This window comes from Candidatus Amarolinea aalborgensis (assembly GCF_900491745.1).
GTDB lineage: Bacteria > Chloroflexota > Anaerolineae > SSC4 > Amarolineaceae > Amarolinea > Amarolinea aalborgensis.
The window spans coordinates 18,523-41,242 of the sequence record NZ_UETR01000025.1 but is presented as its reverse complement, the minus strand read 5'-3'; the positions used below and the strand labels follow the sequence as shown (position 1 = coordinate 41,242).

General features: G+C 62.6%; 24 protein-coding genes and 1 pseudogene. 5 read left to right on the top strand and 20 right to left on the bottom strand.

The window, feature by feature from the left end; all coding sequences use genetic code 11:
• The 3 genes from ACPQ6D_RS19285 to ACPQ6D_RS19275 all read left to right on the top strand — a co-directional run.
• Positions 1-1,612 (top strand): COG1361 S-layer family protein (locus ACPQ6D_RS19285; protein ID WP_423225981.1); only part of this gene is annotated, 1,612 nt, incomplete at its 5' end.
• A gap of 14 nt (positions 1,613-1,626) precedes the next feature.
• A complete protein-coding gene (locus ACPQ6D_RS19280; RefSeq protein WP_423225980.1) occupies positions 1,627-3,000 on the top strand; it encodes an ABC transporter permease in 1,374 nt (457 codons plus the stop codon).
• Positions 2,997-4,409 carry a nucleotidyltransferase family protein gene (locus ACPQ6D_RS19275; RefSeq protein ID WP_423225979.1) on the top strand — a complete coding sequence of 471 codons (1,413 nt, stop codon included), beginning with the start codon at positions 2,997-2,999 and terminating at the stop codon, positions 4,407-4,409. Before ACPQ6D_RS19280 ends, ACPQ6D_RS19275 begins: the two co-directional genes overlap by 4 nt.
• Positions 4,410-4,532: 123 nt before the next feature.
• On the opposite strand, the gene ACPQ6D_RS19270 is transcribed toward ACPQ6D_RS19275, so the two are convergent.
• The 9 genes and pseudogenes from ACPQ6D_RS19270 to ACPQ6D_RS19230 form a co-directional block, all read right to left on the bottom strand.
• A complete protein-coding gene (locus ACPQ6D_RS19270; protein ID WP_423225978.1) occupies positions 4,533-4,790 on the bottom strand; it encodes a DUF2442 domain-containing protein in 258 nt (85 codons plus the stop codon).
• Positions 4,787-4,924 (bottom strand): annotated as a pseudogene (locus ACPQ6D_RS19265) (DUF4160 domain-containing protein); the annotation flags it as partial. The pseudogene ACPQ6D_RS19265 and the gene ACPQ6D_RS19270, both read right to left, overlap by 4 nt.
• Before the next feature lie 248 nt (positions 4,925-5,172).
• A complete protein-coding gene (locus tag ACPQ6D_RS19260) occupies positions 5,173-5,562 on the bottom strand; it encodes a VOC family protein (RefSeq protein WP_423225977.1) in 390 nt (129 codons plus the stop codon).
• Between the two features lie 20 nt (positions 5,563-5,582).
• Positions 5,583-5,801 (bottom strand): DUF2283 domain-containing protein, encoded by a 219-nt coding sequence (locus ACPQ6D_RS19255; protein WP_423225976.1) that lies wholly within the window; start codon positions 5,799-5,801, stop codon positions 5,583-5,585.
• Positions 5,788-6,093, bottom strand: coding sequence for a hypothetical protein (locus tag ACPQ6D_RS19250; RefSeq protein WP_423225975.1), 306 nt, complete (start codon positions 6,091-6,093; stop codon positions 5,788-5,790). Before ACPQ6D_RS19250 ends, ACPQ6D_RS19255 begins: the two co-directional genes overlap by 14 nt.
• Before the next feature lie 297 nt (positions 6,094-6,390).
• On the bottom strand, positions 6,391-6,783 hold the full coding sequence (locus tag ACPQ6D_RS19245) for a hypothetical protein (RefSeq protein ID WP_423225974.1): 393 nt from the start codon (positions 6,781-6,783) through the stop codon (positions 6,391-6,393).
• A gap of 157 nt (positions 6,784-6,940) precedes the next feature.
• Positions 6,941-7,327: an iron chaperone gene (locus tag ACPQ6D_RS19240; protein ID WP_423225982.1), complete on the bottom strand. Its 387-nt coding sequence runs from the start codon at positions 7,325-7,327 to the stop codon at positions 6,941-6,943.
• Positions 7,328-7,801: 474 nt separating this feature from the next.
• The gene (locus tag ACPQ6D_RS19235) at positions 7,802-8,014 is read right to left on the bottom strand and encodes a type II toxin-antitoxin system HicB family antitoxin (protein WP_423225973.1); all 213 of its coding nucleotides are present in this window, start codon (positions 8,012-8,014) and stop codon (positions 7,802-7,804) included.
• 19 nt (positions 8,015-8,033) lie between these two features.
• Positions 8,034-8,294 (bottom strand): type II toxin-antitoxin system HicA family toxin, encoded by a 261-nt coding sequence (locus ACPQ6D_RS19230; RefSeq protein ID WP_423225972.1) that lies wholly within the window; start codon positions 8,292-8,294, stop codon positions 8,034-8,036.
• A gap of 307 nt (positions 8,295-8,601) precedes the next feature.
• Between ACPQ6D_RS19230 and ACPQ6D_RS19225 the strand changes: the two genes are divergently transcribed.
• Together ACPQ6D_RS19225 and ACPQ6D_RS19220 are read left to right on the top strand one after the other, a co-directional pair.
• Positions 8,602-10,314: a S8 family serine peptidase gene (locus ACPQ6D_RS19225; protein WP_423225971.1), complete on the top strand. Its 1,713-nt coding sequence runs from the start codon at positions 8,602-8,604 to the stop codon at positions 10,312-10,314.
• 203 nt (positions 10,315-10,517) lie between these two features.
• Positions 10,518-11,006: a YbjN domain-containing protein gene (locus ACPQ6D_RS19220; protein ID WP_423225970.1), complete on the top strand. Its 489-nt coding sequence runs from the start codon at positions 10,518-10,520 to the stop codon at positions 11,004-11,006.
• A 32-nt stretch (positions 11,007-11,038) separates the two neighbouring features.
• Here ACPQ6D_RS19220 and ACPQ6D_RS19215 read toward each other — a convergent pair whose 3' ends face one another.
• The 11 genes from ACPQ6D_RS19215 to ACPQ6D_RS19165 form a co-directional block, all read right to left on the bottom strand.
• Positions 11,039-11,929 carry a fibronectin type III domain-containing protein gene (locus ACPQ6D_RS19215; protein ID WP_423225969.1) on the bottom strand — a complete coding sequence of 297 codons (891 nt, stop codon included), beginning with the start codon at positions 11,927-11,929 and terminating at the stop codon, positions 11,039-11,041.
• Positions 11,930-12,121: 192 nt separating this feature from the next.
• Entirely contained in the window at positions 12,122-13,036 is a 915-nt protein-coding gene (truB, locus tag ACPQ6D_RS19210; protein ID WP_423225968.1) for a tRNA pseudouridine(55) synthase TruB, read from the bottom strand.
• Entirely contained in the window at positions 13,033-14,073 is a 1,041-nt protein-coding gene (locus tag ACPQ6D_RS19205; protein ID WP_423225967.1) for a DHH family phosphoesterase, read from the bottom strand. The genes truB and ACPQ6D_RS19205 overlap by 4 nt, the downstream gene beginning before the upstream one ends.
• Before the next feature lie 9 nt (positions 14,074-14,082).
• Positions 14,083-14,466 (bottom strand): 30S ribosome-binding factor RbfA, encoded by a 384-nt coding sequence (gene rbfA, locus ACPQ6D_RS19200; RefSeq protein WP_423225966.1) that lies wholly within the window; start codon positions 14,464-14,466, stop codon positions 14,083-14,085.
• A 13-nt stretch (positions 14,467-14,479) separates the two neighbouring features.
• Positions 14,480-16,963, bottom strand: a complete 2,484-nt coding sequence (gene infB, locus ACPQ6D_RS19195; RefSeq protein WP_423225965.1) for a translation initiation factor IF-2 — start codon at positions 16,961-16,963, stop codon at positions 14,480-14,482.
• Between the two features lie 428 nt (positions 16,964-17,391).
• Positions 17,392-17,700, bottom strand: a complete 309-nt coding sequence (gene rnpM, locus ACPQ6D_RS19190) for an RNase P modulator RnpM (protein ID WP_423225964.1) — start codon at positions 17,698-17,700, stop codon at positions 17,392-17,394.
• 5 nt (positions 17,701-17,705) lie between these two features.
• Entirely contained in the window at positions 17,706-19,373 is a 1,668-nt protein-coding gene (gene nusA, locus ACPQ6D_RS19185) for a transcription termination factor NusA (protein WP_423225963.1), read from the bottom strand.
• A 302-nt stretch (positions 19,374-19,675) separates the two neighbouring features.
• Positions 19,676-19,891 (bottom strand): hypothetical protein, encoded by a 216-nt coding sequence (locus tag ACPQ6D_RS19180; protein WP_423225962.1) that lies wholly within the window; start codon positions 19,889-19,891, stop codon positions 19,676-19,678.
• 6 nt (positions 19,892-19,897) lie between these two features.
• Complete coding sequence (locus ACPQ6D_RS19175) at positions 19,898-20,998, bottom strand: hypothetical protein (RefSeq protein ID WP_423225961.1); 1,101 nt, start codon at positions 20,996-20,998, stop codon at positions 19,898-19,900.
• Between the two features lie 21 nt (positions 20,999-21,019).
• Complete coding sequence (locus ACPQ6D_RS19170; RefSeq protein WP_423225960.1) at positions 21,020-21,289, bottom strand: hypothetical protein; 270 nt, start codon at positions 21,287-21,289, stop codon at positions 21,020-21,022.
• Positions 21,264-22,631, bottom strand: a complete 1,368-nt coding sequence (locus ACPQ6D_RS19165; RefSeq protein WP_423225959.1) for an SUMF1/EgtB/PvdO family nonheme iron enzyme — start codon at positions 22,629-22,631, stop codon at positions 21,264-21,266. The genes ACPQ6D_RS19170 and ACPQ6D_RS19165 overlap by 26 nt, the downstream gene beginning before the upstream one ends.
• Positions 22,632-22,720: the final 89 nt, after the last annotated feature.

Below are 22,720 nucleotides of genomic sequence, written 5' to 3'. Positions count from 1 at the left end.
CGCGCAAACCAGCACACCGCCGCCATCCAATGTGCGGCCGTTGATGTTCATCCGCAGCTTTCACACCGAACCAGACGTCGTACAGGCAAACCAGACCTTCCGGCTGGTGCTAGAACTGCACAACGTCGGATCAGCCAGCGCATCCAACATCATCATTTCCATCGCCAGTGAGAACTTTGCGCCCCAGGGATCATCGAGCGTCAAAACGCTCAGCGGGCTGGCCGTGGATGAGCACGGTTGGGTGTGGCAAGATCTGCGCGGCAATTCTGATCTCAAAGGCGGCGCTTACCCGGTGGCCATTAGCATTAGCTACCAGGACGACGCTGGCATTTCCTACACCTCCAACGAGACCGTTGGGATCAACGTAGCCGCGGCGCCGCCCACGCCGACGCCGACGACGCAGCCAAAACCAGGCATTCCGCAGTTGGTGATTGACCAGGTCGCGACCGATCCTGAAACCATCACGGCCGGCGAGCCGTTTACGTTGACCTTCGAGGTGCGCAACACCGGCACAGGCGCGGCGCGGCGCACGCTGGTGACGGTCAGCAGCGAGAACAAGAACTTCGCGCCCACCGTCGGCAGCAACGTCGTCAGCGTAGGCGACATTGGCGTCAACAAGACGCGACCCGTGTCGCTGCGCCTGGTGGCAGACACTGATACGACGAGCGGGCTGCACACGCTGCAATTGAACCTTGACTTCATCAACTGGGGCGATGAGAAGTTTAGCTCGCAGCAGGTGATTGCCGTGACCCTCGGCGGCGTCAGCGCGGGCAAGCCGTCCACGCCGCAGGCGCTGCCCATCATCGAGAATTACGTGAGTGACCCGCTGCGCCCCAGCCCCGGCCAGCCGCTGACTCTGCGCCTCAACATCCGCAACGTGGGCACCAGCGACGCCCGACGCCTGAACATCACCTTTGGCACGGCCTCCACCGGCGGCACGTCTGCAGTCACGGTTTTTGCGCCGCTCGGCACCGGAAACGTGCGCGTGGTGCCGGTGCTCGCCGTCAACGAATTGGCGACCGTCGAGATGCAGTTTATTGTCAGCGGTTTGGCCGCGGCCGGCACCTACGTCGTGCCGATTGAATTCTCGTACGACGGGCCAGCAGACAAACCGCTGGAGCGCACAGAGCAGATCACCTTGCTCGTCAGCGTGGCGCCCCAACTGCGCGTCAGCTTCTATCGGCCCGTGGGGCAACCGATGCCCAACATGCCGATTGACCTGCCGATCGAGATCATCAACCAGGGTCGTAACTCGGTCAGCATCACGACCGTGGAGCTTGGTCCCGTGGATAGCTTGGAATACCAGAATGCATCGGCCTACATCGGCTCCCTGGACTCCGGTCAGTCCGGCACGCTCGACGCCCAGGCCACCGCCGCGCAAGGCGGCGAGTATGACATTCCCGTCATCATCAAATACATTGATGACTTCAATCAAAACCAGTTCTATACGGCCACGCTGCCCATCAGCGTGCTTAACATGGGCGAACCAGGCGGCGACGGCAGCCCCGGCGGCAACGGTGATAACGGCGGCGCTGAACCGCCTCCAGCGCGTGAACAACGCCCTTTCTGGCAGCGTCTCTTCCTGGGCTTGTTCGGTCTCGGCAGCGGCTAACACAGGTCGAGTCTATGTCATTTCTTGATCTTTTTCGCACCATTCTCGCAAACCTCAATCGGATGCGCATCCGCGTCATCTTGACCGCCATCGGCGTCGTGATCGGTACGGCAGCCGTGCTCGTGCTGATCAGTTTGGGCGCGGGTTTGCAGCGCAGCGCCACCGAGGGGATCGGCGGCATCTCAGACCTGACGATTATCAACGTCGTGGGGCAGCAGCCAGTAATGATGGAGTCCGCTGTAAGTAAGGACGGGGCCGTGCCCGGAGTCTCCGGCGCTGGCCGCAACGAGCCGCAGGGTCTGACACTCAAAGTCCTGGAGAAGCTGCGCGCCCTGCCGCACGTGGTGGCCGTCACCCCGCAGGAATTCATCCAAGGCCAGACCGAGCTGCGCTACAACCGTCTGGTTGGGGGCGCTGGGATCATGGGCGTTGACCCGGAAGCCTGGAAGCTGTTTGGCTACAAGCTGGCCTCCGGGGAAAGCCGGATTGGCACCGGTCAGGTGGTGGTGGGCGCGCAGATCGGCAGCACACTCTACGACCCGCGCCAGGCCAATCAAAAGGGCGGCGTGAGTCCCTTCGGCGGACCAGGCGGCCCGGGCGGTCAGCAGACGGTTGACTTACAGGACGCCAGCCTGACGCTGCGCGCCATTCGCTATGACAACGAGGGCAAGATGGCCACGCGCAACCTGCGCGTTCAGGTCACTGGCGTCCTGGCAGCGCTTGGCGAGACTGACTACAACCTGTATGCGCCGCTCAAGGACATCGAGGAACTGAATCAATGGTTCTCTGGCCGCCGCATTGATCGCAACCGTGAAGGCTATCAGCAGGCGGTTGTCAAAGTAGCCAGTTCACGCGATGTCGCGGATGTGCAAAAAGAAATCCGCCAAATGGGCTTCAACGCCTATTCCGCGCAAGACGCCGTCAACAGCATCAATTCTTTCTTCATCGTGCTGCAAGCCATTCTAGGCGGCATCGGCGCCATCGCTCTGCTCGTGGCCGCGTTTGGCATCGCCAACACCCTGAGCATGGCGATCTACGAGCGCACGCGTGAAATCGGTCTCATGAAAGCCATTGGCGCGCGCAACCGCGATGTGATGAGCATTTTCCTGGGCGAAGCGGCCGCGATTGGCTTTCTCGGCGGCGTGGTGGGCACGGGGCTGGGATGGGCGGTCAGCGGGGTCATCAACCTGATTGCACAGTCGGTCTTTGGCCAGCAGGGGAATCCCATCTTTGGCGGCCCAGGCGCCAGCAGCAGTATCGTCTACACTCCCGTCTGGCTCATTCCCTTTGCCGTCCTCTTTGCCACGCTCGTTGGCCTGCTCTCAGGCGTTTTCCCCGCCTTGCGCGCCGCCACCCTTGATCCGCTGAAGGCGTTGAAGTACGAATGAACCAGGCCGTCGTCTCTCGCGCCGCGGCCGTCGGCCTGTTGACGCATTGGCTGCGCGCCGCGCCCTGCCCGCCATCCTGGCCAGCCCCGCCCATGGCCGCGGCCAGCGCAGATCGGCCGTTCACCCTGGCGGACTGGACCGTCATTCTACAAGAAGCGGTCAGACACGGCGTGCATCTTCTGCTGGCGGAGCATGGGCAGGAGATCGCCGCGCCCGATTATGTCATGCGCTGGCTGGCGGCTGAAGCCAGCGCCAATGAGCGACGCAACGATCGGCTGGCGACCGAACTAGTCGCCATCCTGCGCGGCAGTGCATCGGCCGGAATCGAGTTGATTCCCCTCAAGGGCGCCCATCTGCTGCTTGAGCCGCGCGGCTATCCACAGCCGCAGCTCAGGCCGCTGGCCGATCTCGACCTGCTCGCACCGCCGGGCCAGGTGCGCACCCTGCGGTTGGTCATGCAGCGCCAGGGCTACATCGAAGAGCCGCGTACGACCTGGAAGCATTTGAATTTCATCAAGCCAGACAATACGCGGATTTCCTCCTTCAGCGCCGGCGACCCTGACAACCCGCGGCGGGTCGAAGTGCACCTGGCCCTGGCCGAAGACTTCCTCGGCCTGCGCCTGGACTTGACCGCGCTGGCGTGGAAACACGGCGCGCCTGGCGCGATGGGTTCGGTTCCGGTGCGTATGCTGCCGTCGTGGCTGTTCTTCTTGCACCTGGCGGCCCATGCGTCGCAAGACGTGTGGGAGCGCAAGGCGCGGCTGCTGCAAGTGACCGATCTACAGCGCGTGTGGAAGCAACTGAGCCGAGAGGAAGTGGCTCTCATCGGCGCGGCCTGCGGCGCGCCGGCGGCGTGGTTTGCCGCGCTGAACGTGAGTGGAGAAAGCCCATCGGCTGAAAACATCCTTGGCGGGGCGCGTTTGGAGCCGCGGCTGCTCCTGCCAGCGCTGATGTTGGTGGAATCTGTGTTTCCTGACGCCCGGCTCCGCGGCCTGACGGTCGCCCTGGGCGCACGCCTACAGCCTGGTCTGCGCGCCTGGCTGCAGCAGATCAGCCTGGCCGACGTCTCGTTGAGCAATCCAGCGCCCCGGCGTCTGGCGGACAATCTGCGCTGGGCGCAAACGCCAGCGGAACGGCTGGGCGCGCTGCGCCGTCTGCTGCTGCCCGACCGTTACGGCCTGCTGGGCAATCGCTTTCCGCGTCTGGTCAGTTCACCGCTCTTTCCGCTGGCCTACCCCTTGCACCTGGTCTTCGTTGGCGGGTGGCTGCAGCGCCGCATGCGGCCGCGCGGGCAGCGCGCCGGCGGCGCATTTCACCAGCGCATGCTGGACGCCCTGGCCCACAGCCTGGCGGCAGAGGCCGCCAAACGGGCCAGCAAGAGCACGACGCCGGTTAGCGCCGCCGATTGATCGTCCACCTGATGCGGATCAAGACATCGAGCTGATATGGCGCGCTAATTTCAGCCGTTGAAGTGACTCAGGCTTCATTGGCACAATGAGTCAGCCGGGCCGCTGCCGCTGAGGTGTCTTGCCTTAAGCAGTTACACGTGCTGATACTTCGTTGACAACCTGCCATTTTGCCTCGATGGTGTCTGCCGACAAGTCAGCTCCGCAATCCCACTCGACAAAGTATCTGCCGTTCGCAACCTTCATGAATTCGCTGTAGCTCACCAACTCTTCGAATGCCTCATACTTTAGATAAGGGCTGACGTCGAAATGGCCTATCCGTCCGTCGTCCGCAACAATGCATAGCACCCAGTCAGGTTGTGGATGAACTTCCGCAATTCTCATTGGTCAAGTCCTCTGATTGGAAATGGTTTCTTGCCGTTTTTCGCGAGCTCCCAATCTGCAAGGAGATCTTCTCGATGAATCTCAACCCATGCGACGACGAGTTTGTGTTTGTTCGTTGGCAACTCGCCAGCGCTGAACACGATGCACGAAAGCGCGTCGGCTGCGACCCGTGCTAGGCCATTTCTCGGACAAATCCCGACTCTTCCATCCAGGCGGGCTTCAAATGGTAATGCAGTTCATTAGAGCACGAGGCTAACCAAAGCTATCCGATCTTGCGTCCCAGACATCACCCTCCAAACCAAGGCAGGCGAAAATCGCGCACATCTCGTCCGGCTGAGGACGCCGAGAATTCTCCTGCAACCGAGTCGAATCTATGAAAGGGTCAGGCCGCCGGTTGAACAAGATTGATGAGATTTCCACAGGTGTCCTCGAAGACGACGGCTGTGATGAGTCCCATGTTCGCAGGCTCGCCGCGGAATTTGACCCCGTGGGCCTTGAGGCGCTGGACCTCGGCGGCGATATCTTTCGTGATGAAGGCCGCGGCCGGGATTCCCGCCTCGAACAGAGCCTGCTGGTAGGCGCGAGCCGGCGGAAAAGCCATTGGTTCTAACACGAGCTCAACGCCGGCGATGCCATCGGGCGAGGACACCGTGAGCCAGCGATATTGGCCCATCGGTATGTCCGCCATCTTCTCGAAGCCGAGGATGGTGGTGTAGAAGTGCAGAGCGCTCTCCTGGTCTTCCACCATCACGCTGACAAACTTGATTTGCATGGATACCTCGCTGGTAATCATCAAGCAGGCTGAAGTTCAGGCATACGTAACACTCTTGCCTGCACTGACTCCATAATCGAATCTCGGATAAAATGACTGGCCTCCAGAATCTCAATACCAATCATCTCCCCTTTATCGTTCAATTCAACGGTGATGTTGGGACCTAGTTCGACGCTCCCCGCCTCTGGTTCATCCGAAATAGCCAAGTGTAAAACATCATCTTCTTCAAAATACATCATCCGCGTCTCGCTCATTGGTAAATCTCCCCGTCTTAAGCCGAAAACTGATTTGCTGACGTGTTGTAGCATGAATAGTTACTGGTGTGATTGTTCCCTGTTCAGTCTCACACGGGAGCATCACCAGTAAATCATCAATACGCCCGATCACGACCAAACGCCCGGTCTCAGTATCTAGATATCGCTCGCTTGAATATCTCACAATAGGCTCGATCTTGGCAAGGTTAAACCCACGCAACCTTGCCCGATAGCGCATGTAGTCTGTCCAGATTATCTCAAGTTGAGATTCCGGCATTGACGGCTCCTTGCCGCATTGCTCGAATGCTGCGCAGTGTTTTTCCCGCTAATTTGGCGCGTTTGCGGGCTATCGGCGCCGCGTGAGGTGCAGCGGCGCGGACAGCGCGTCGGCGGCGTTTTACCGGCACATGTTGGGCACCCGGCCCATAGCCTGGCGACAAAGGCCGCCAAACAACCAGGCAGCAATACGACGCCGATTAGCGTCGCCGACTGCATTTCAACGTGATGCGGGTCATGCCGCCAGATAGAAGAAAACTGGCCGCACTATTTGCCTGACCCCACTGAATCTTAGCCGCTACTCACGCATCTTCTCTTGGAAGCTCACCACCCCAGCCCGCAGGGCGGTCAGACAGCGATGAAACACAGCCTGGAACACCTCCGGGGGCGAGCAGAACATCTCGATCGTGGCCCACGTGTTATCCCGAACCGGAAACACCTTGGTGACTTTCGTCTGCGCAGTCGCATGGAGCGCCGCTTCGATCACTTTCGCGCGCTCCTCCTCACTCTCGATCTCCCAGAATCCCGGATAGGCCAGGCGGAAGAATGCTTCATCTTTGTCGTCAACGAGGATGTAGTAGTTACCACCCTCGAACTTGAACGCAACGTCTCCATCATTGTCAATCTTGGGGGTATACCCCTCCGAGGCTAGAAAGCTTCGGTACATCTCAGCACGTTCTTGCTTCGTCATGTTCGTCTCCTTTTGTGATCGCATTCAAACTCAAGCTTGGGGTCTGTTTTTGCGCCGTTTTTCGTTCGGCGCATGACGATGTGCATTTTCGTCACATATGAAGGCCGCGTCCTGGCCGGCGATGCGGCCCAGGGCCAGGCGAGCGGCGAGTCAGTCCTCAGCTCACTGCTTTCTTCACGAGCGCACTGATTTTCTCCTCTTCGGCGGCGGTCAACTCCTTTAGCGCGTAAGAGGTTGGCCACATGGCGCCTTCGTCGAGGTTCGCTGCGTCATTGAAGCCTAAGGTCGCGTACCTTGCATTGAACTTCTGCGCGCTTTGGAAGAAGCAAACGACCTTGCCGTCCCTGGCATACGCGGGCATCCCATACCAGGTTTTCGGCCAGAGGTTTGGCGCGCTGGCTTTGATGAGCGCATGGAGGCGCTGGGCCATGGTGCGATCCGGTTCCAGCATCGCGGCAATTGCCGCAAGCACGTCGCTTTCCCCGGCCGCCTTGTCCTGATTCGCGCGCGCTTCTGCCTTGAGCTCTTTGGCGCGCGCTTTCATCGCGGCGCGTTCCTCGGCCGTGAATCCCTCGCTCGCCGTTGCGCCCTCGGCAGATTTCGGCCTGGCCTGCTTGGTTGCGCCCTTACCTTCGTTCATGAGAATTTCCTTCCAGTGGTTCGAATTCGTGCGCCGTAAGGCGCCTGAGTAGGAATGATAGCACACATGTTCCAAAATTCCAACAACTTTGATTACAATTGCCAAACGCCCAACGGTCGGGTTCAGCGACAGGGTTGTGGCGATCCCCCGATGCACCCCCGCTGCAACCCGAGGTTAGGCGTACCTGTCACATCGGCAGAGATCGCTCGCGGCTATGGCGGGGATACGAGCCAATCGCATCACAAGCCGCAACGCTTCACTTTGGGCACACTGTACCCCCCTGGGAGGGGAGTCAATCGCAATTGGCCAGGTGCGGTGACCGGAAGCCGAAGCGTGGGGGCCATTCAGGCCATGGCCGCCGTGAGGGGCCTGGTCTACTCAGGCGTACTGCAGCCGTCTGCCCTTAGGCTCAGGAATAGCCCGGCCGAACTCCCTGGCGGTGTCTAGCCAGAGATCCATGGCATCCTTGCAGTTGGACAAAGCGTCGTCCGGAGTTCTGCCGTGCGCCATACAGCCCGGCAGTTCGGGAACTTCGGCAAGGAAGGCCTGGTCGTCGTTGCTCCAGTAGATGATGATTTCATACTTGTGCATTAGTCGCCCACCTTGTGCATTAGTCGCCCTCGTCCACCGTCAAACCGTACGTGGTGATGACTGCCCTGACCTGCCGGACTTGATACGGCTTCGCCATCCGGCCCTCGCGCTGCAGGTTGATCATATCGTGAATTCCAGACCTTACGAAGATGTGATGGCTGCCCCGCACCCGCTCGAAAAACCCGAGATGCTCGAGCAGACGACGGAGGTCATCGAAGTCAATGTTGGAGTCCGCTTGCCCGCTCAGCACTTTGGCGAGCAGCTTGCTGTACTTCGTCATATGACCTTCCTGCTCTTTTGCCTTTTGGGCGCTGGTCAGCGCAAACGTCAACCTCATCCACAAACATGCCTGACGCGATTTTACACCACAGCGAGAGAAAGATCAAGCCTCCTTTGAGCAACTTGGCGACAACCCTCAAACCCGCCATGATGCTGCGCCTTCGCTCTCCGATAGGCGCGCTCGACGCCGTTTGACGCGCGGCCATCCCTGCGTATACTTAGGCGCATTGTCCGGCCGGGTGATTTGCGTCATCCCTTGTCAACCTGCAATCACCTCTCGTCACCCCCGCGCTACCAATGGAGGTTCCATGTCTGTGCATCCGAGGTTGTTCCATCCTTTGCGCCAGCGCTGGCTGGCGGTCGGTTTGCTCATCCTGCTCCTGGCCGCCGCGCTGCCCGCCGGCGCCGCGCCCGGCTCGCCGGTCGCCAAAATTGATGCTGGCCTGGCCAGCCGCCTGGCCGACGCAGGTCAGGCGCCGGCGCTCATCTTCCTCGTGGGCCAGGCCGACCTGAGCCGCGCGGCCACCCTGGTGCGCAAAGAAGACAAAGGCGCGTTTGTCTACGCGCAGCTCAAGGACTTTGCCGAGCGCAGCCAGGGCGCGCTGCGCGCAGAGCTGACCCGCCGCGGCATCCCCTTCCAGGCCTTCCTCAGCGTCAACATGATCTACCTGCCCGCGGCCGATCAGGTCATGGTCAACGAGCTGGCGGCGCGTGACGATGTGCGCTGGCTGGCGCTCGACGCGCCCTTTGGGGTTGATCCGATCGAACAGGCGACGCAGCCGGCCGACGCGCCAGAGGTTATCTCTAGCGGCGTCAATTATATCCGCGCGCCGCAGGTGTGGGCCTTGGGCATTGACGGCACCGGCATTGTGGTCGCCGGCGGCGACACGGGCGTGCGCTGGACGCATGAGGCGCTCAAGCCGCAGTATCGCGGCTGGAACGGCGTAACGGCCGACCACACCTACAGTTGGCATGACGCCATTCATGACGGCGGCGCCAACAGCTGCGGCTTGAATGTGGCCGCGCCGTGCGATGACACCTTCCACGGCACGCACACCATCGGTACGGTGGCTGGCGACGATCACAGCGCACCGGCCACGCGCGACCAAATCGGCGTCGCCCCTGGCGCCAAGTGGATTGCGTGCCGCAACATGAACGCCGGCGTTGGCACCATCAGCCGCTATGTCGAATGTAACGATTTCTTCCTCGCGCCAGGCGGCGATGCGGCTATGCAGCCAGACGTGGTCAACAACTCCTGGGGCTGCCCGGCGTCCGAGGGCTGCGACACGACCACCTGGATGCAGATTCAGCCTTCGATCCAGGCGCTCAACGCCGCGGGCGTCATGTTCGTGGCCTCCGCGGGCAACGACGGCGGCCAGGGCTGCGGCAGCATCAACGACCCACCAGCCGTCTACCCGGAGTCCCTGTCCGTGGGCAACTTCAATGACGCGACCGGCGTCATTGCCGGCTCCAGCAGCCGCGGACTGCGCGATTACACCAATCTGTTCGGCCCGGACGTCTCCGCGCCGGGCACGAGCATTCGCTCGGCGACCAACAGCAGCGACACGGCGTACACCTCGGCCAGCGGCACCAGCATGGCGGGGCCGCACGTCGTGGGCCTGGTAGCGCTCATGTGGCAGGCCAATCCTGCGCTGCGCGGGCACATCCTAGAAACGTCGCAGTACATTCGCGAGACGGCGACGCGGGTTGACAACACCACCTGTGGGGTGCTGACGCCTTACCCGGACCCGCTAGACAGCCGGCCAACCCCGAACAACGTCTACGGTTGGGGACGCATTGATGCGCTCAACGCCGTCAACGCGGTGCGCTGCCCCACCGACATTGACTACAATCGCACGACCGACATTCGTGACGTGCAGTTGGTGGCCGAAATCTGGAATACACAGCCCGGCGACACGCTCTACAACGCACGGCGCAACCTGGACTTCAGCGATCCGGCGATTACCACGAACGATGTGACGATGGTGGCGAACGCCTGGGGCACGGTCTGCACCAACTGAGCAGAGCTGGCGACGCTCCAACCTCGTGACGCTCGCTCGACCGCGCGGCGCGATCACTCGATGTGTGTGCGTGGTCTCCTGACCAGGTTCGTCTCGACAGGGGACAGGAGACCACGCTGAATCACGGCCTAAGGACAACCATGAGCGAAACTGCGTACCACAGCCAATATCACAATGGACACCAACACGATGGAGGACGTACCATGATGAGTCCATCCCTGGACGGCCAGGTTTCAATTCTGGAACGGGCCATTGCCTTTTTCGACAGCATCAACTGGACGTATACACGCCATGAGTCCAAGCCGATCCTCTCCATGCGCCACCAGGGCAAGAACGGCTCGTGGCGCTGCGTGGCGCAGGCGCGTGAAAATGACACCCATCGTCAGTTTATCTTCTACTCCGTGCTCGAGAGTTTTACGCCGCCGGACAAGCTGCCCGCCATGGCCGAATTCCTCACGCGGGCCAATTACGGCATGGTCATCGGCAATTTCGAGTTGGATTTCAACGATGGCGAAGTGCGTTACAAGTCGAGTATTGACGTCACCGCCAACACAGAGCATCTGACCGAGGCCCAGTTCCGCAATCTGGTCTTTACCAATGTTCTCATGATGGACAAATACTTCCCTGGCCTGATGAGTGTGATGTACTTGAACCGATCGCCGGCCGAACTAATCGCCGAAATCGAAGGATAAACCCCAAAACGGAAGCGCCATTGAAACACGCCTCAGCGCGGCCAGGTGTGGCTGCGGCGCTGATACACGGCCGCGGCCGCTGCGGTCAACAGCAGGACAGCCGGAAGCCATCCACGCGCGGCCTGGGGGCGGCGGTCAGACTCCAGGCGACTCAACTGCACGCCCGTCGGCGGCTCTGTGGGCGTGGGGGCTGGCGCGGTGGTAAAGGTGAACGCGCTTGAGTACGGCGTGATCCCACAGCCGTTGACGGCGCGTACACGCCAGTAGTAGACAGTCCCCAGGTCCAAGTCGCTGTCCGGCGTCCACGAGACGCCAACCACACCGCCGGCAGCGGCCGCGACATAGCTGAAGTCGGGGTCGGTCCCCACTTCGATGTCATAAGCGGTTGCGTGGGCCGCCTGGTTCCAGGTGAAGGTCGGTCGCACCACCACATTCAGCGCGCCATTGGCGGGCGCCAGCAGAGTCGGCAGCGCCGGTTGTGCGTTCGACACATTCAAGATCACAGCATCATCATGCACCAGCGCGCCCGCGGCGCCGACCACCGTGACAGTGTAACTGCCGGGGAGCGCCGCGGCCGTGCCGCCAATAGCCAAGCTGCTGCTGCCGGGCGGGGTGACAGGATTGGGGACGAAGCTTGCACTGGCGCCCGCCGGCTGGCCGCTCGCGCTGAGCGTGACCGGGTCGGTCGAGTTGCCCACCTGCCCCACATCCACGGTAAAGAAGGCGTCGCTGCCGGCGCAGATGTCAACCTGCGCCGGCGTCACCGTAATGACAAAGTCGTACGGGCGAGTGCGATCGTTCCAGGTGAGCTGCCCGGCCAGCGCCGGCGTCGGCGGGGCTGCCAACGCTGCATGGGCCAGCGCCGCAGTCAGCGCCAACGTGAGAAGCAGTTTACCAACCAAGAGACGGCGACAAACAGACACGAACGTCCTCCCGCACAAAGCGCCAGCGCGCCCGGCCCGCAACCATGAACGAAAATAGGCAATCCGCGGCGATCGGTGTTCACCAGCGGCTTTATGTTCAGGTCAGTTCTCACACAAAGCCACCAGGCGCTTCTTCGTGCCTTGGTGTCTTTGTGTGAGCCTGTCATGTCTGGGCAGCCAGTGTTCTCGGATCTAGTCAGCCACAAATACCTTGTCAGGCTGCCACACCTCTTGGGCGGCATCGTAGGTGACTAGCGCAATCAGACGGCCGTCGGGGTCATACGCACGGCCAGCGGACGTGGCCGGTCGTGCCGGCGCGGTGACCGGGTTGCCATGCAACAAGACCTGCGTGCGGCCCGCATCGAGATAGACCGGCGTCAGCTCAAGCACAGCCTGATCGGGCGGCAGCAGGTAGCGCTGCCAATCGCCGACCTGGGCGGCCGCGGCCAGGGTTTCCAAATCCACGCTGTCTTCCAGGCGGAAATGCCCGCTGGCCTGGCGCACCAGGCTGGCGAGATGGGCGCCGCAGCCCAAGGCCTGACCCAAATCGAACGCCAGCGAGCGGATATACGTGCCGGGCGAACAGGCGACGCGGATCGTCAGCACGGGCGATTGCCAGCTCAGCAGTTCGATCTGCTCGATATGCACCCGGCGCATGGGTAATTCAACGGTCTGCCCGCGCCGCGCCTTGCGATACGCGGCCACACCGGCAATCTTCAGGGCCGAAAAGGCAGGCGGCTGCTGTTCGATCTCGCCTACGAAACGCGCCAACGCGTGCTGGAGATCGCCGAGCGCCAGATCCGGCACGGGTGCGGTTGCCAGCACGTCCCCTTCCGCATCATAGGTGCTGGTGTTGACGCCGAGGTGAATGGACGCCTGGTAAAGTTTGGTCCCCGCCTGTAGATACTCCACGAGTCGCGTGGCCGGCCCCAGGGCCATCAGCAAGACGCCGGTTGCCAGCGGATCCAGGGTGCCGGCATGGCCGATTTTGTCTACGCCGGTGATGCGGCTGACGGCATTGACCACCCAGCGCGAGGAGCGTCCTGCCGGCTTGTTGATGTTCAGCAGACCGAAAACCATCGCCCTGGCGTATCCTTCCTCCCTCATGTCGGCTCGTCGAAGCGGGGCTGCGGAAAGCCCTGGCTGGTCAGGCTCTTGTCCAACGCGGCCATGACCAGGCGTCGCACCTCAGCCAGGCTGCCTTCCAGCGTGCAGCCAGCCGCCAGCGAATGCCCGCCCCCGCCCAACGCCAGCGCCGCTTCCGCGACCGAAAAGCCAGGGACGGCACGCAGGCTGACTTCAACCTTGCCATTGCGCTCCACCAAGACCGCCGCCACATCGGCCTCCACGGCGCTGCCGAGGAAACTCGAAAGTCCCGCATCCGCGCCCTCTTCCTTGATGCCCGCCGCGCGGCGGTCCCCCTCTGTCACCTCGCTCCACACGATGCGGCCGTGCTGGCGCGCGCGGCTCAACACACGGCCCCACAGGTGGATTTGGGCGAGGGAGCGGCGTTCGAGGGTCATCTCCATAATCTGGAAGAGCGGCGCGCCAGCCTCCAGCAGGCGCGCAGAAATCTGCAGGGCACGCGGGGAGGTGTTGCTGGTGCGGAAGCCGCGCGTATCGGTAACAAGGCCGGTCAACAGGCTGGTGGCAAGCGCAGGCGTCAGCGGCACGTGGAGGTAGTCGGCCAGCAGGAACACCATTTCAGCCGTCGCCGCGGCGGCCGGATCAATCCAATTGACCGCGGCAAAGCGCAGATTTGTGATATGGTGGTCAATGACAAGCGTAGGGATGCCCGTCGCAGCCGCGCCCAGGTAGGGATCACCCAGCCGCCGGGGGTCGCTGGCATCCAGTCCCACCACCAGGTCGAATGGGCCGGGGGCCGCGGTCACGATGGCGCGAATGCCTGGCAAGAAGTGAAGCGTTTCGGGCGCAGGATCTGCGCAGGCCAAGATGCACGATTTGCCCAGGTAGCTGGCAATGGCGCCAAAAGCAAGCAAGGAGCCGATGGCGTCGCCGTCTGGGCTGATATGAGACACGGCAAGGATCGAAGAGGCCCGACCGATGGCCTGCGCCGCTTGCGCGAGCGCGACCTCGGTCGGGTCAAAGTCATGGGTTGTGACCGGCTGCTGAATGTCTGCCATACGCGGCCGCTAGTCGTTACTCTCTGCGAGCGCCGGCGGCGCTGGGGTCTGACTGGCGATCTCTTGCAGCAGGCGATCCACGCGTTCCGCGCGCGCCTCGGTGCGATCGAGTTTGAACGTGAGTTCCGGGGTGTAACGGAGGTTGACATGCTCGGCCAGGCGGCGGCGCAGAAAGCCGTTGGCATGTTCCAACCCGCGTATGGCGTCACGTTCCACGAGCGGATCATCGTCCAACACCGAGAAATAGACGCGCAGCTGCCGATAATCGGCCGAAATATCAACATCGCTGATCATCACGGGCGCCAGGCGGGGGTCGCCGAGGTCGCCGCTGAGAATCAACACGAGTTCCTCGCGTAGAAGCCCATTCAGGCGGGCACGCCGATGATTCGTCATGTGCAGATCCTTTTTAGCGGACACGCTCCATCTTGTACGCTTCCAAGATATCGCCTGGCTCATAGGCGTCGAATTTCTCCAGGGTGACGCCGCACTCGAAACCCGCCTTGACATCACTGACATCTTCCTGGAAACGTTTGAGCGACTGCATACGCGTGGTGGCAACCACCTGGTCGCCGCGCTTGACGCGAATGAGCGAGCCGCGGGCCACGAAGCCGCTGCGTACGATGCAGCCGGCCACGGTGCCCTTCTTACTCAGATGGAACACCTGGCGCACCTCAACCTCGCCCTGGTGGGCTTCACGATAAACCGGCTCCAACATACCCTTGAGCGCCAGTTCCACCGACTCCAGAAGATTGTAGATGACGTCATACGTGCGCACATCAACGCCCTGCGTTTCGGCCACATTCTGGGCGGCGCCGTCGAGCGAGGTATTGAATCCGATCACGATGGCGCTGGAAGCAGCCGCCAGGTTGATGTCTGACTCGGTGATCTTGCCCAGGCCCTGGTGCAGAATCTTGATCTTGACTTCATCGTTGCTCAGGCGATTCAACGAATTGACAATCGGCTCCAATGACCCTTGGAAGTCGGCCTTGAGGATCAAGTTCAGTTCCTTGACCTGGCCCGTCTGCATTTTCAAGAAGACATCCTCAAGGCTGACGAGCTTGGTCGGCGTCGCGGCCGCACGGTGCGCAGTTTGCCAGGCTTCGACATCGGCGCGCGCCGAATTGTAGTCTGCCATCACCTTGAAGGTGTCGCCGGCCGTAGGCGCCGTGCTGAAGCCCATGACGCGGGCCGGCATACTGGGCGGCGCCGAGTCCACCGGATTGCCGCGATCGTCGAACATGGCGCGTACGCGGCCAGCGACGCCGCCGGCGACAATCGCGTCGCCCACGTGCATCGTGCCCGTTTGCACGAGCAGCGTGGCGATCGGGCCGCGGCGTGGATCGTTTTCGCTCTCGATCACGGTCCCAATCGCGCGGCCGTCGGGGGTGCTCATGGGCGGGTTGATGTCGGCCACCAACAGGATGTTCTCCAGCAGATCATTGATGCCGCGCTTCATCTTGGCCGAAACCGGCACACAGATCACATCGCCGCCCCATTCTTCGATGAGCAAGCCAGCGTCAGCCAGTTCCTGTTTGACGCGATCCGGGTTGGCGTTCGGCTTGTCCACCTTGTTCATCGCGACCACGATCGGCACCTTGGCCGCCTTGGCGTGGCTGATCGCTTCCTTGGTCTGGGGCATCACGCCGTCATCGGCCGCGACGACCAAGACCACGATGTCCGTCACCTGCGCGCCGCGCGCGCGCATCGCGGTAAATGCCTCGTGGCCGGGCGTGTCCAGGAAGGTGATTCGGCGACCGTTCAGCTCAATCTGGTACGCGCCAATGCGCTGGGTGATGCCGCCGGCTTCGCCTTCCACGACGTTGGTCTTGCGAATCGCATCCAGGAGCGTGGTCTTACCATGATCCACATGCCCCAGCACGGCCACCACGGGTGGTCGTTCGATGAGCTTTTCATCATCCTGTGATTCCAAGATCCGCTGCCGCAGCGTCTTCGGCTCGCCGTCGGTCTCATTCGCCGGGCCTGGTTCTTCAACCACGGCCGTGACCACAGGCTTCACCTCGACGCCAAACTCCGAGCCAATCACGGCCGCGGTGTCGAAGTCAATCGTTTGCGTGATGGGCGCCATGATGCCGTAGTTCATCAGCACCTTGATCAGGTCAATCGGGCTTTCCTGCATCAACTGCGCCAGGTCGCGCACCGTAATCGCCGGCGGAATCTCCACCGACGTGGGCTTGGTTGGCTTGGTTGGGGCAGCAGGAACAGCCACCGGCGCTGCGGGCCGTGGACCAGCATGGGAAGGCCGTCCACCGCCGGCGTTGCCAGGACGCCCGCCCGGTCTATTCTGACCCTGGGACGATCGCTGGCCGCCCCGGCTGGGCGCGCCGCTGACGCGGGGCGCGCCGCCAAATGACGACGCCGGGCGTGAATTGCCGCCAACGGGCCGCGCGCCGCCGCTCGGCGTTTGCGGGCGGGCGGGCGAAACCGCAGCCTGCGGTCTGCCGTTGTCTGGCCGCGCCGGCTGCTGAGCCGGCGCGGCCGATCGAGCCGGTTGATTGCCGCCGGCCGGTCGCGCCGGTGAGTTGTTGCCGCTGGTTGGTCGAGCTGGCGGGTTGTTGCCGCCTGCGGGGCGCGGCGCAGATGAGCCTGACGATGCGCCAGCCGCCGGGGGCGTTGGACGTGAGCCGTTCGCGGCCGGCGCCGGCCGATTATTCGAGGTTGGCCGCGCGGGCGGGGCGGCGTTCACCGGTCGCGCAGTCGGCGCGCTATTGCCCGCGGTCGCTTTGACAGGGCTGACCGGAGCGGCCGGCGTCTGAGACCCTGGCCGACGTTCTTCCTTGTCTTGGCCGTTGCTTGGCTTGTCTTGACCCGGCCGCGGGGCGCTTGGCGTTGCAATGGGTGCTATTGGTTTTGATTTTACTTCTGTTGCCATATTCCACATCTCCCCGACGATCCTGAAAATCACGCGTTGGCCCACGACAACCCATCGAGGGGCGATCAAGGCCAGGCGAGCAGCCAGAGCCTGATCGGCAGGCGGCATATCACAGCGCGTTCAGGACGCTTTTCTATTTTATGGTGTTACGGAAATTAACCGTTAACCCTGTTTTGAGTTGTCAGGTGTCGAAGTAGACGAGGATGAGCTGCAAGAGGCTGGAGAGTGATCAAACCGATAGGCGAGGACTGAACGCAGTTGAATTACATACGCTCACTCCCCTGTATTCCCCAGCCGGTCGCGCCGCCGCACCCGACGTATCCCATACCTGACTGAAAATCCTTCTGCCGACTCATATCCTTTTGCGTAACTCGTACCATCCGCCGATGGATTGCGCCCCTGTTGTTGATGTAACGCAGCACGTTAAATCACACCACTTTAGACTCGACTGTCTCATCGAAAGACACTTGACTGGCGGCAAAGGCGCGCAATGCCGCCAGATCATCCGCGGTCAAGGTAACGTGCAAAGCACGTGACAAGGCGTGGCTGCTCAACGCCTTTTCCCAGCACGCTGCCCGGTGACAAAGATACGCGCCGCGCCCAGCGCGCTTGCCGGTCGGATCAACCAGCACGCCCTCATTCGGCGTGCGCACGATGCGAATGAGGGCGCGTTTACCTTGCACCTCACGACAGACCACACACATACGCTGCGGAACGCGCCGCGGCTTGGTCTTCACGCGTCCTATTCCTCGTCGAATTGGTCCCAGGCGGACTGTTCGCGCTTATGGCGGCGCACAGAAACCACCGCGCCGCGCGTCTCATCGAACACCAGGTGCTGTTTCTTGCTGCGCTTGCGCTTACGCTCACGTTCCGCTTCCAGGCTCTCTTCGCCATCGCCTTCGGCCGCCACGAACTCCGTGTAATCTTCCGGTGAAATCTCTACCTGGAAGCTATCCGTGGCTCCATCCCAAACTGCCGGGCCAGGCTGCAGCGCGGCCTCTGCTTCTGTCTCAGCCTGTACTTCAGCATCGGCTGGCTGCGCTGGCGCGGCCGCAACCGCGGCTTCCTCGACCACCGCCGCTTCTGGCGCAGACTCAACAATCGCCTCGGCTGGCTCCGGCGTGGCGGTCGTCGCCGCCGGTTCGCTGGCCTCAACGCCCTCGGGTTGGGCCTCAGCCTCGGCCGTCTCGGACCAGGCCGGCTCGAATGGCCGGCTCTCCACGGCCAGCGTATCGAACGTGGGCAAGCCGCCCGGGGCGGCCGCGCGATCGCGCAAGATCTGCTCCGCGATGGCGAGCAGGTCACGCTCCGGCGTCACGGCCTGGCGCGCCTTCGACACCAAGACCTGGGACAGGTTTTCCTTGGCGGCGTCAGTTTCGCTCTTGATGTCAATGCGCCAACCGGTCAGCTTGGCGGCCAGGCGGGCATTCTGCCCTTCCTTGCCAATCGCCAGCGACAGTTGCCGATCAGGGACGACCACAATGGCGGTCTTATTCTCGCCGCCGCGGTCTTCCAAATAGACCTCATTCACCTTGGCGGGGCTGAGCGCGCTGATGATGAAGGTGCGCGGATCGCTGCTCCACTCCACGACGTCAATCTTCTCGCCGCTCAGCTCGGTGACGATATTCTGAATGCGCACCCCGCGCATGCCCACGCAGGAGCCGACGGGGTCTACGCCAAACTGAGTGGCGGCGACCGCCACCTTGGAACGCTGGCCCGGCTCGCGGGCGATGCTTTTGATCTCCACGACGCCGTTGGCAATTTCGGGCACTTCCAGTTCGAGCAAGCGCCGCAGCATATTGCGGTGCGTGCGTGACAGCTTGAGCATCGGACCGCGCGTGCCTTTTTGCACCTCGGTCAAATAGGCGCGCAAGCGGCCGTTGACGCGATAACGCTCGTTGGGAATCTGCTCGGCCTTGGGCAAAACGGCTTCGCCTCGATCCAACCCCACGGTGACATCGCCGGTGGCAAAGTCCACGCGTTGAATGGTGCCGCTGATGATCTCATTTTCACGGTCAGCAAAGGCCTTGAACGTCGCCTCGCGTTCTGCCTCACGGATGCGCTGCAAGATCACCTGCTTGGCCGTTTGCGCTGCGATGCGGCCAAAATCGGTTGGGGTGGTTTCCACATACACCGTGCCGCCCAACTCAGCCTGCCTATCCAGGACTTTGGCCTGCTCCAGCAGCACTTCGTTCTTGCTGTCGGTCACCTTGTCAACCACCTGGCGCGCTGAAAAGACACGAATCTGGCCCGTGTCTTGATCAATCTTCACCATGATGTTGCCCGTTGCGCCGAAGTTTTTCTTGTACGCTGACACCAGCGCCTGCTCGATAGCCTCAACCACGACTTCGCGCTGCAGCGCCTTTTCTGAGCAGATCTGGTTAATCGCAATAATCAACTCATTCCGCATGCCGATTCGAGATTCCTCCGCGCCCTGTCCTTGATGCCCCGTTCTACGCCAAAAAGAAAAGTGGGACTGGCCCACTTTTTCTGCAAACGATGCTCTGACGAGTACAAGGTCATTATAGCACAAGATGACCGTGCTGGCAAACTTTCGGGGAGAGCGGGGTGTGGAGATCGGAGGCTAGAGATCGGAGATCAGAGACCAGAGATCGGAGATCGGAGATCGGAGATTAGAGATTGGGTGTGTGGAAGGCGGATGGTGTCTGGTTCGGAGCGCGAGCTGGCCGATTGCAGGTTGGCAAATGAAAGTCAAGAGCCGGAGTCGGCTAGCCAGCGCAGGGCGGTTAGCTCGTGCTCCAGGTCGCGCAGGGCGTGGATATAGGCCAGGGTGGTCTCGGCCAGGGGCAGCCAGTAGTTGTACTCGAAATAATCGGCGGTGCTGTCATGCCAGTTGTCGGCGGCTTTTTGCCACTCGGCCTCCATCTGCCTGGCGATGTCCAGCATCGCCGCGCTCAGTTCGTCCATCGTTCGTCACCCTCTCCGTTCTGCGCCGCCCGGCGCGCCCTCGCGACGTTCGGCCGCTTGGGCGGCCCCCTGCTCCGACCAGGCGGACGGCGGCGCGACCGACGCGGGCGAAGCGGACGCCGGCGTCAGACCAGCGACATCCTCCGCAGTGAGCGCGTCGAGGTCAATGTCGGCTTCAATCAATGTCCATTCGCCGCTTGGCTGGCGACCGTAGACGGCGGCCGTGGCGCGGGTGTGATCGGCGACAACGGCCAACACCGGCGCGTTGGCCGGCCCCATCTCTTGCACCAGGCGCCCCAGGCGTGCATTGGTTGGACTCCACTGCGCGGACGCAGGGTCGGTCATCCTGGCTGCAGTCTGAGCAACCCAGGCGGCTGAGCCTTGTTCGCCGGCGGTCGTCCGCCCCAGGCGCAGCGCGCCGTCCTGGCTCATTTTGGACTCCACCACGATCAGCGGCAGGCCTGGCGCGCTGAAGACGCGATCAAAGCCGTGCGCCGGCTGCGTGAAGACAACTTCCTGCAGACCAAAGCGCCGGCTGAGGACAATCGAGGCAATTTCCTCGCCGGCGCGGCCAAGCACACGGCGCGTCTGTCCGTGCGCCAGGCGCATGGCGCCGATGGCCGCGCCCATCAGATCGGGTATGCCCGCCGCGCCCAGGCTCAACGCCGCGCCAATCAATTGGGTGGCCTGATAGGCTTCCAGGGCTGCGATGCGACGATCCAGGTAGGTGACAGCGCCAGACAGGTCGGCATCGAGCGCGTGCTCGAGATCGTAACGCCGGCTCTCCCACGCGCTGACGGCGTCATCGAAACGGCGGCGCATGGTCAGGATGTACGCCACGCGCTGCTCGGCGCGCTGCAGCGCCTGCTGAATCTGACCACAATCCGCAGGCAGTCCCTGGGCCGCGGCGCCATAACAGTCATAGAGGCGATTGGTGAGTTCGTAGACCCGGTCGCGGGCAGCCTCTTCCAGGCGGTCGAAGGTTCGGGTCGCGCGGAAAACAGCCATCTGTGCGGACGGCCAGGCGTCTGTGGCGCGGCCGGCGAAAGCCAGGAGCGCGGCGCGCAGGTTTTGCAGCGCCTCAAGATCGGCGTGGATTTGGGTCATCAGCCTTCAGCGTTTCCCGGTTTAGGTGTCGAGGAAGATTTTCAGCCTTTCGATCAGGCGCGCCAGGTGATTCTCATGGTCGTCCGTGGCGGCCAGGTAATGCTCGACGCCGCGGGCCACTTCTTCCAGGTCGCGACCGAACTCGTGGTATTTATTGTCGGTCCACACGCTGCCCAGGTCGCGCCAATGACCGATCATGCTGCGAAACTCGTCGTCCAGCAGTTGGTCGAAGCGGCGCAGGTGATCGAGGAAACTCTCCATCTTCTCAATATCGGCATGAACCCCACTCATAATCGGCTTCTCTCCTTTTTGGGTCGGATGCGTCTGCGTAAAAGCAGATAAGGTTTTTACGAAAAAATTTGGCCGCCTGCGGCGGCCTGGCGCCAGCAGACGCTTCGCCAGGGGCATGCCTGGTTCGGGGGCGTCTCTCGGGGCCAAGCCAGCGCGCCAGAGACCCAGCGCTTTCCAGAGACCAGAGGCGCCAGCGGCCAGCGGCCCAACAGCTAGGGGAGCACAACTCGAAAACCGAGGTCCACATACCGGACGTTCTGGTCGCCCCCGTAGCGGGAGGCGCACCCCACCCTCGAGGCATCGTAGTTGTACGCGCCGCCCCGGACCACGTACGCGCCTTGTGAATAGGCTGTTTCGCACCACTCCCAGAATTGCCGGCCATGTCGAGCAGGCCGTAGGGACTGGCTCCTTTGGGATACTGGCCCACAGGCGTCGTGCCGCCCACGATGTTGTTGAAGTTGCATAGGTCGCCGCTGGGCGGTTGATTGCCCCAGGGGTAGGCGCGGCCATCCACGCCGCGCGCCGCCTTCTCCCACTGCTGCTCCGTGGGCAATCGCAGTCCCGCCCACCCGCAGAAAGCCTGCGCATCGTCCCAACTGACGTTGACCACCGGATGATTGTCCTTGCCGGCCGGGATGCTGCCGTTCACCCAATGGCCGGGCGCCGACGCGCCAGTCCATTGGACGTAGACGTTGTACTGGGCGTTGGTGATGGGGGTGCGGCTCATGCGAAAGGCGCCCAGGGACAGACGCTGCTTCTGATCGCCGTACAAGAACTCCCCGGCTGGAACATCCACCCACGCGATCAAGGAATGCAGAAAAGAACGCTGCCGGGCGGCGACCGTTTCGCGATCTCCTGGATGTTTCTTGAGCCAGGTCTGCCAGGCCGCGCCGGCGGCGCGCAGGTCGCCCGCGGCCAGCGCGTGCTGGACAGCGCCAAAGACCACGGCGCGTTCGTGCCAGGCGGCGGCGTCGCGCAGGGTTGGCTCCAGGCTCATGAGCGCGGCAAAGATCGGCTCGGCCAGGGCCCAATCCTCGACCTGACCCGCCTTGACGCCGAGCGCATAGAGCGCCTCCAGCAGTCCGGCGTACCCACGTTGAATGTCGGTGTAGGCGCTGGCCATGGCGAACGGTGGCGCCGCGTGGTCGTTCGCTGGCAGCGCCGGGGCTGGCGGCGCGCCCATCAAGTAGGCCAGGCCTGCCTGCCGCAGCAGCTCATCGGCGCGGCGCAGAATGTCCTGGCCTTCCGCGTCCAAGGCCTGGGCGCGCAGCATGGCCTGGTAGATGACCAGCACCTGCCGGCTGGTCTGGCGCAGGTCGTCAAGGGAGACTGGATCGTTCACGGTATGCTCCTGAGTCGCGAGCCTGCGGGTCTGCGCCAATCCGGCCGCCACGGCGGACACGGGCCAGGCGCAGACCCTGGGACAGTAGA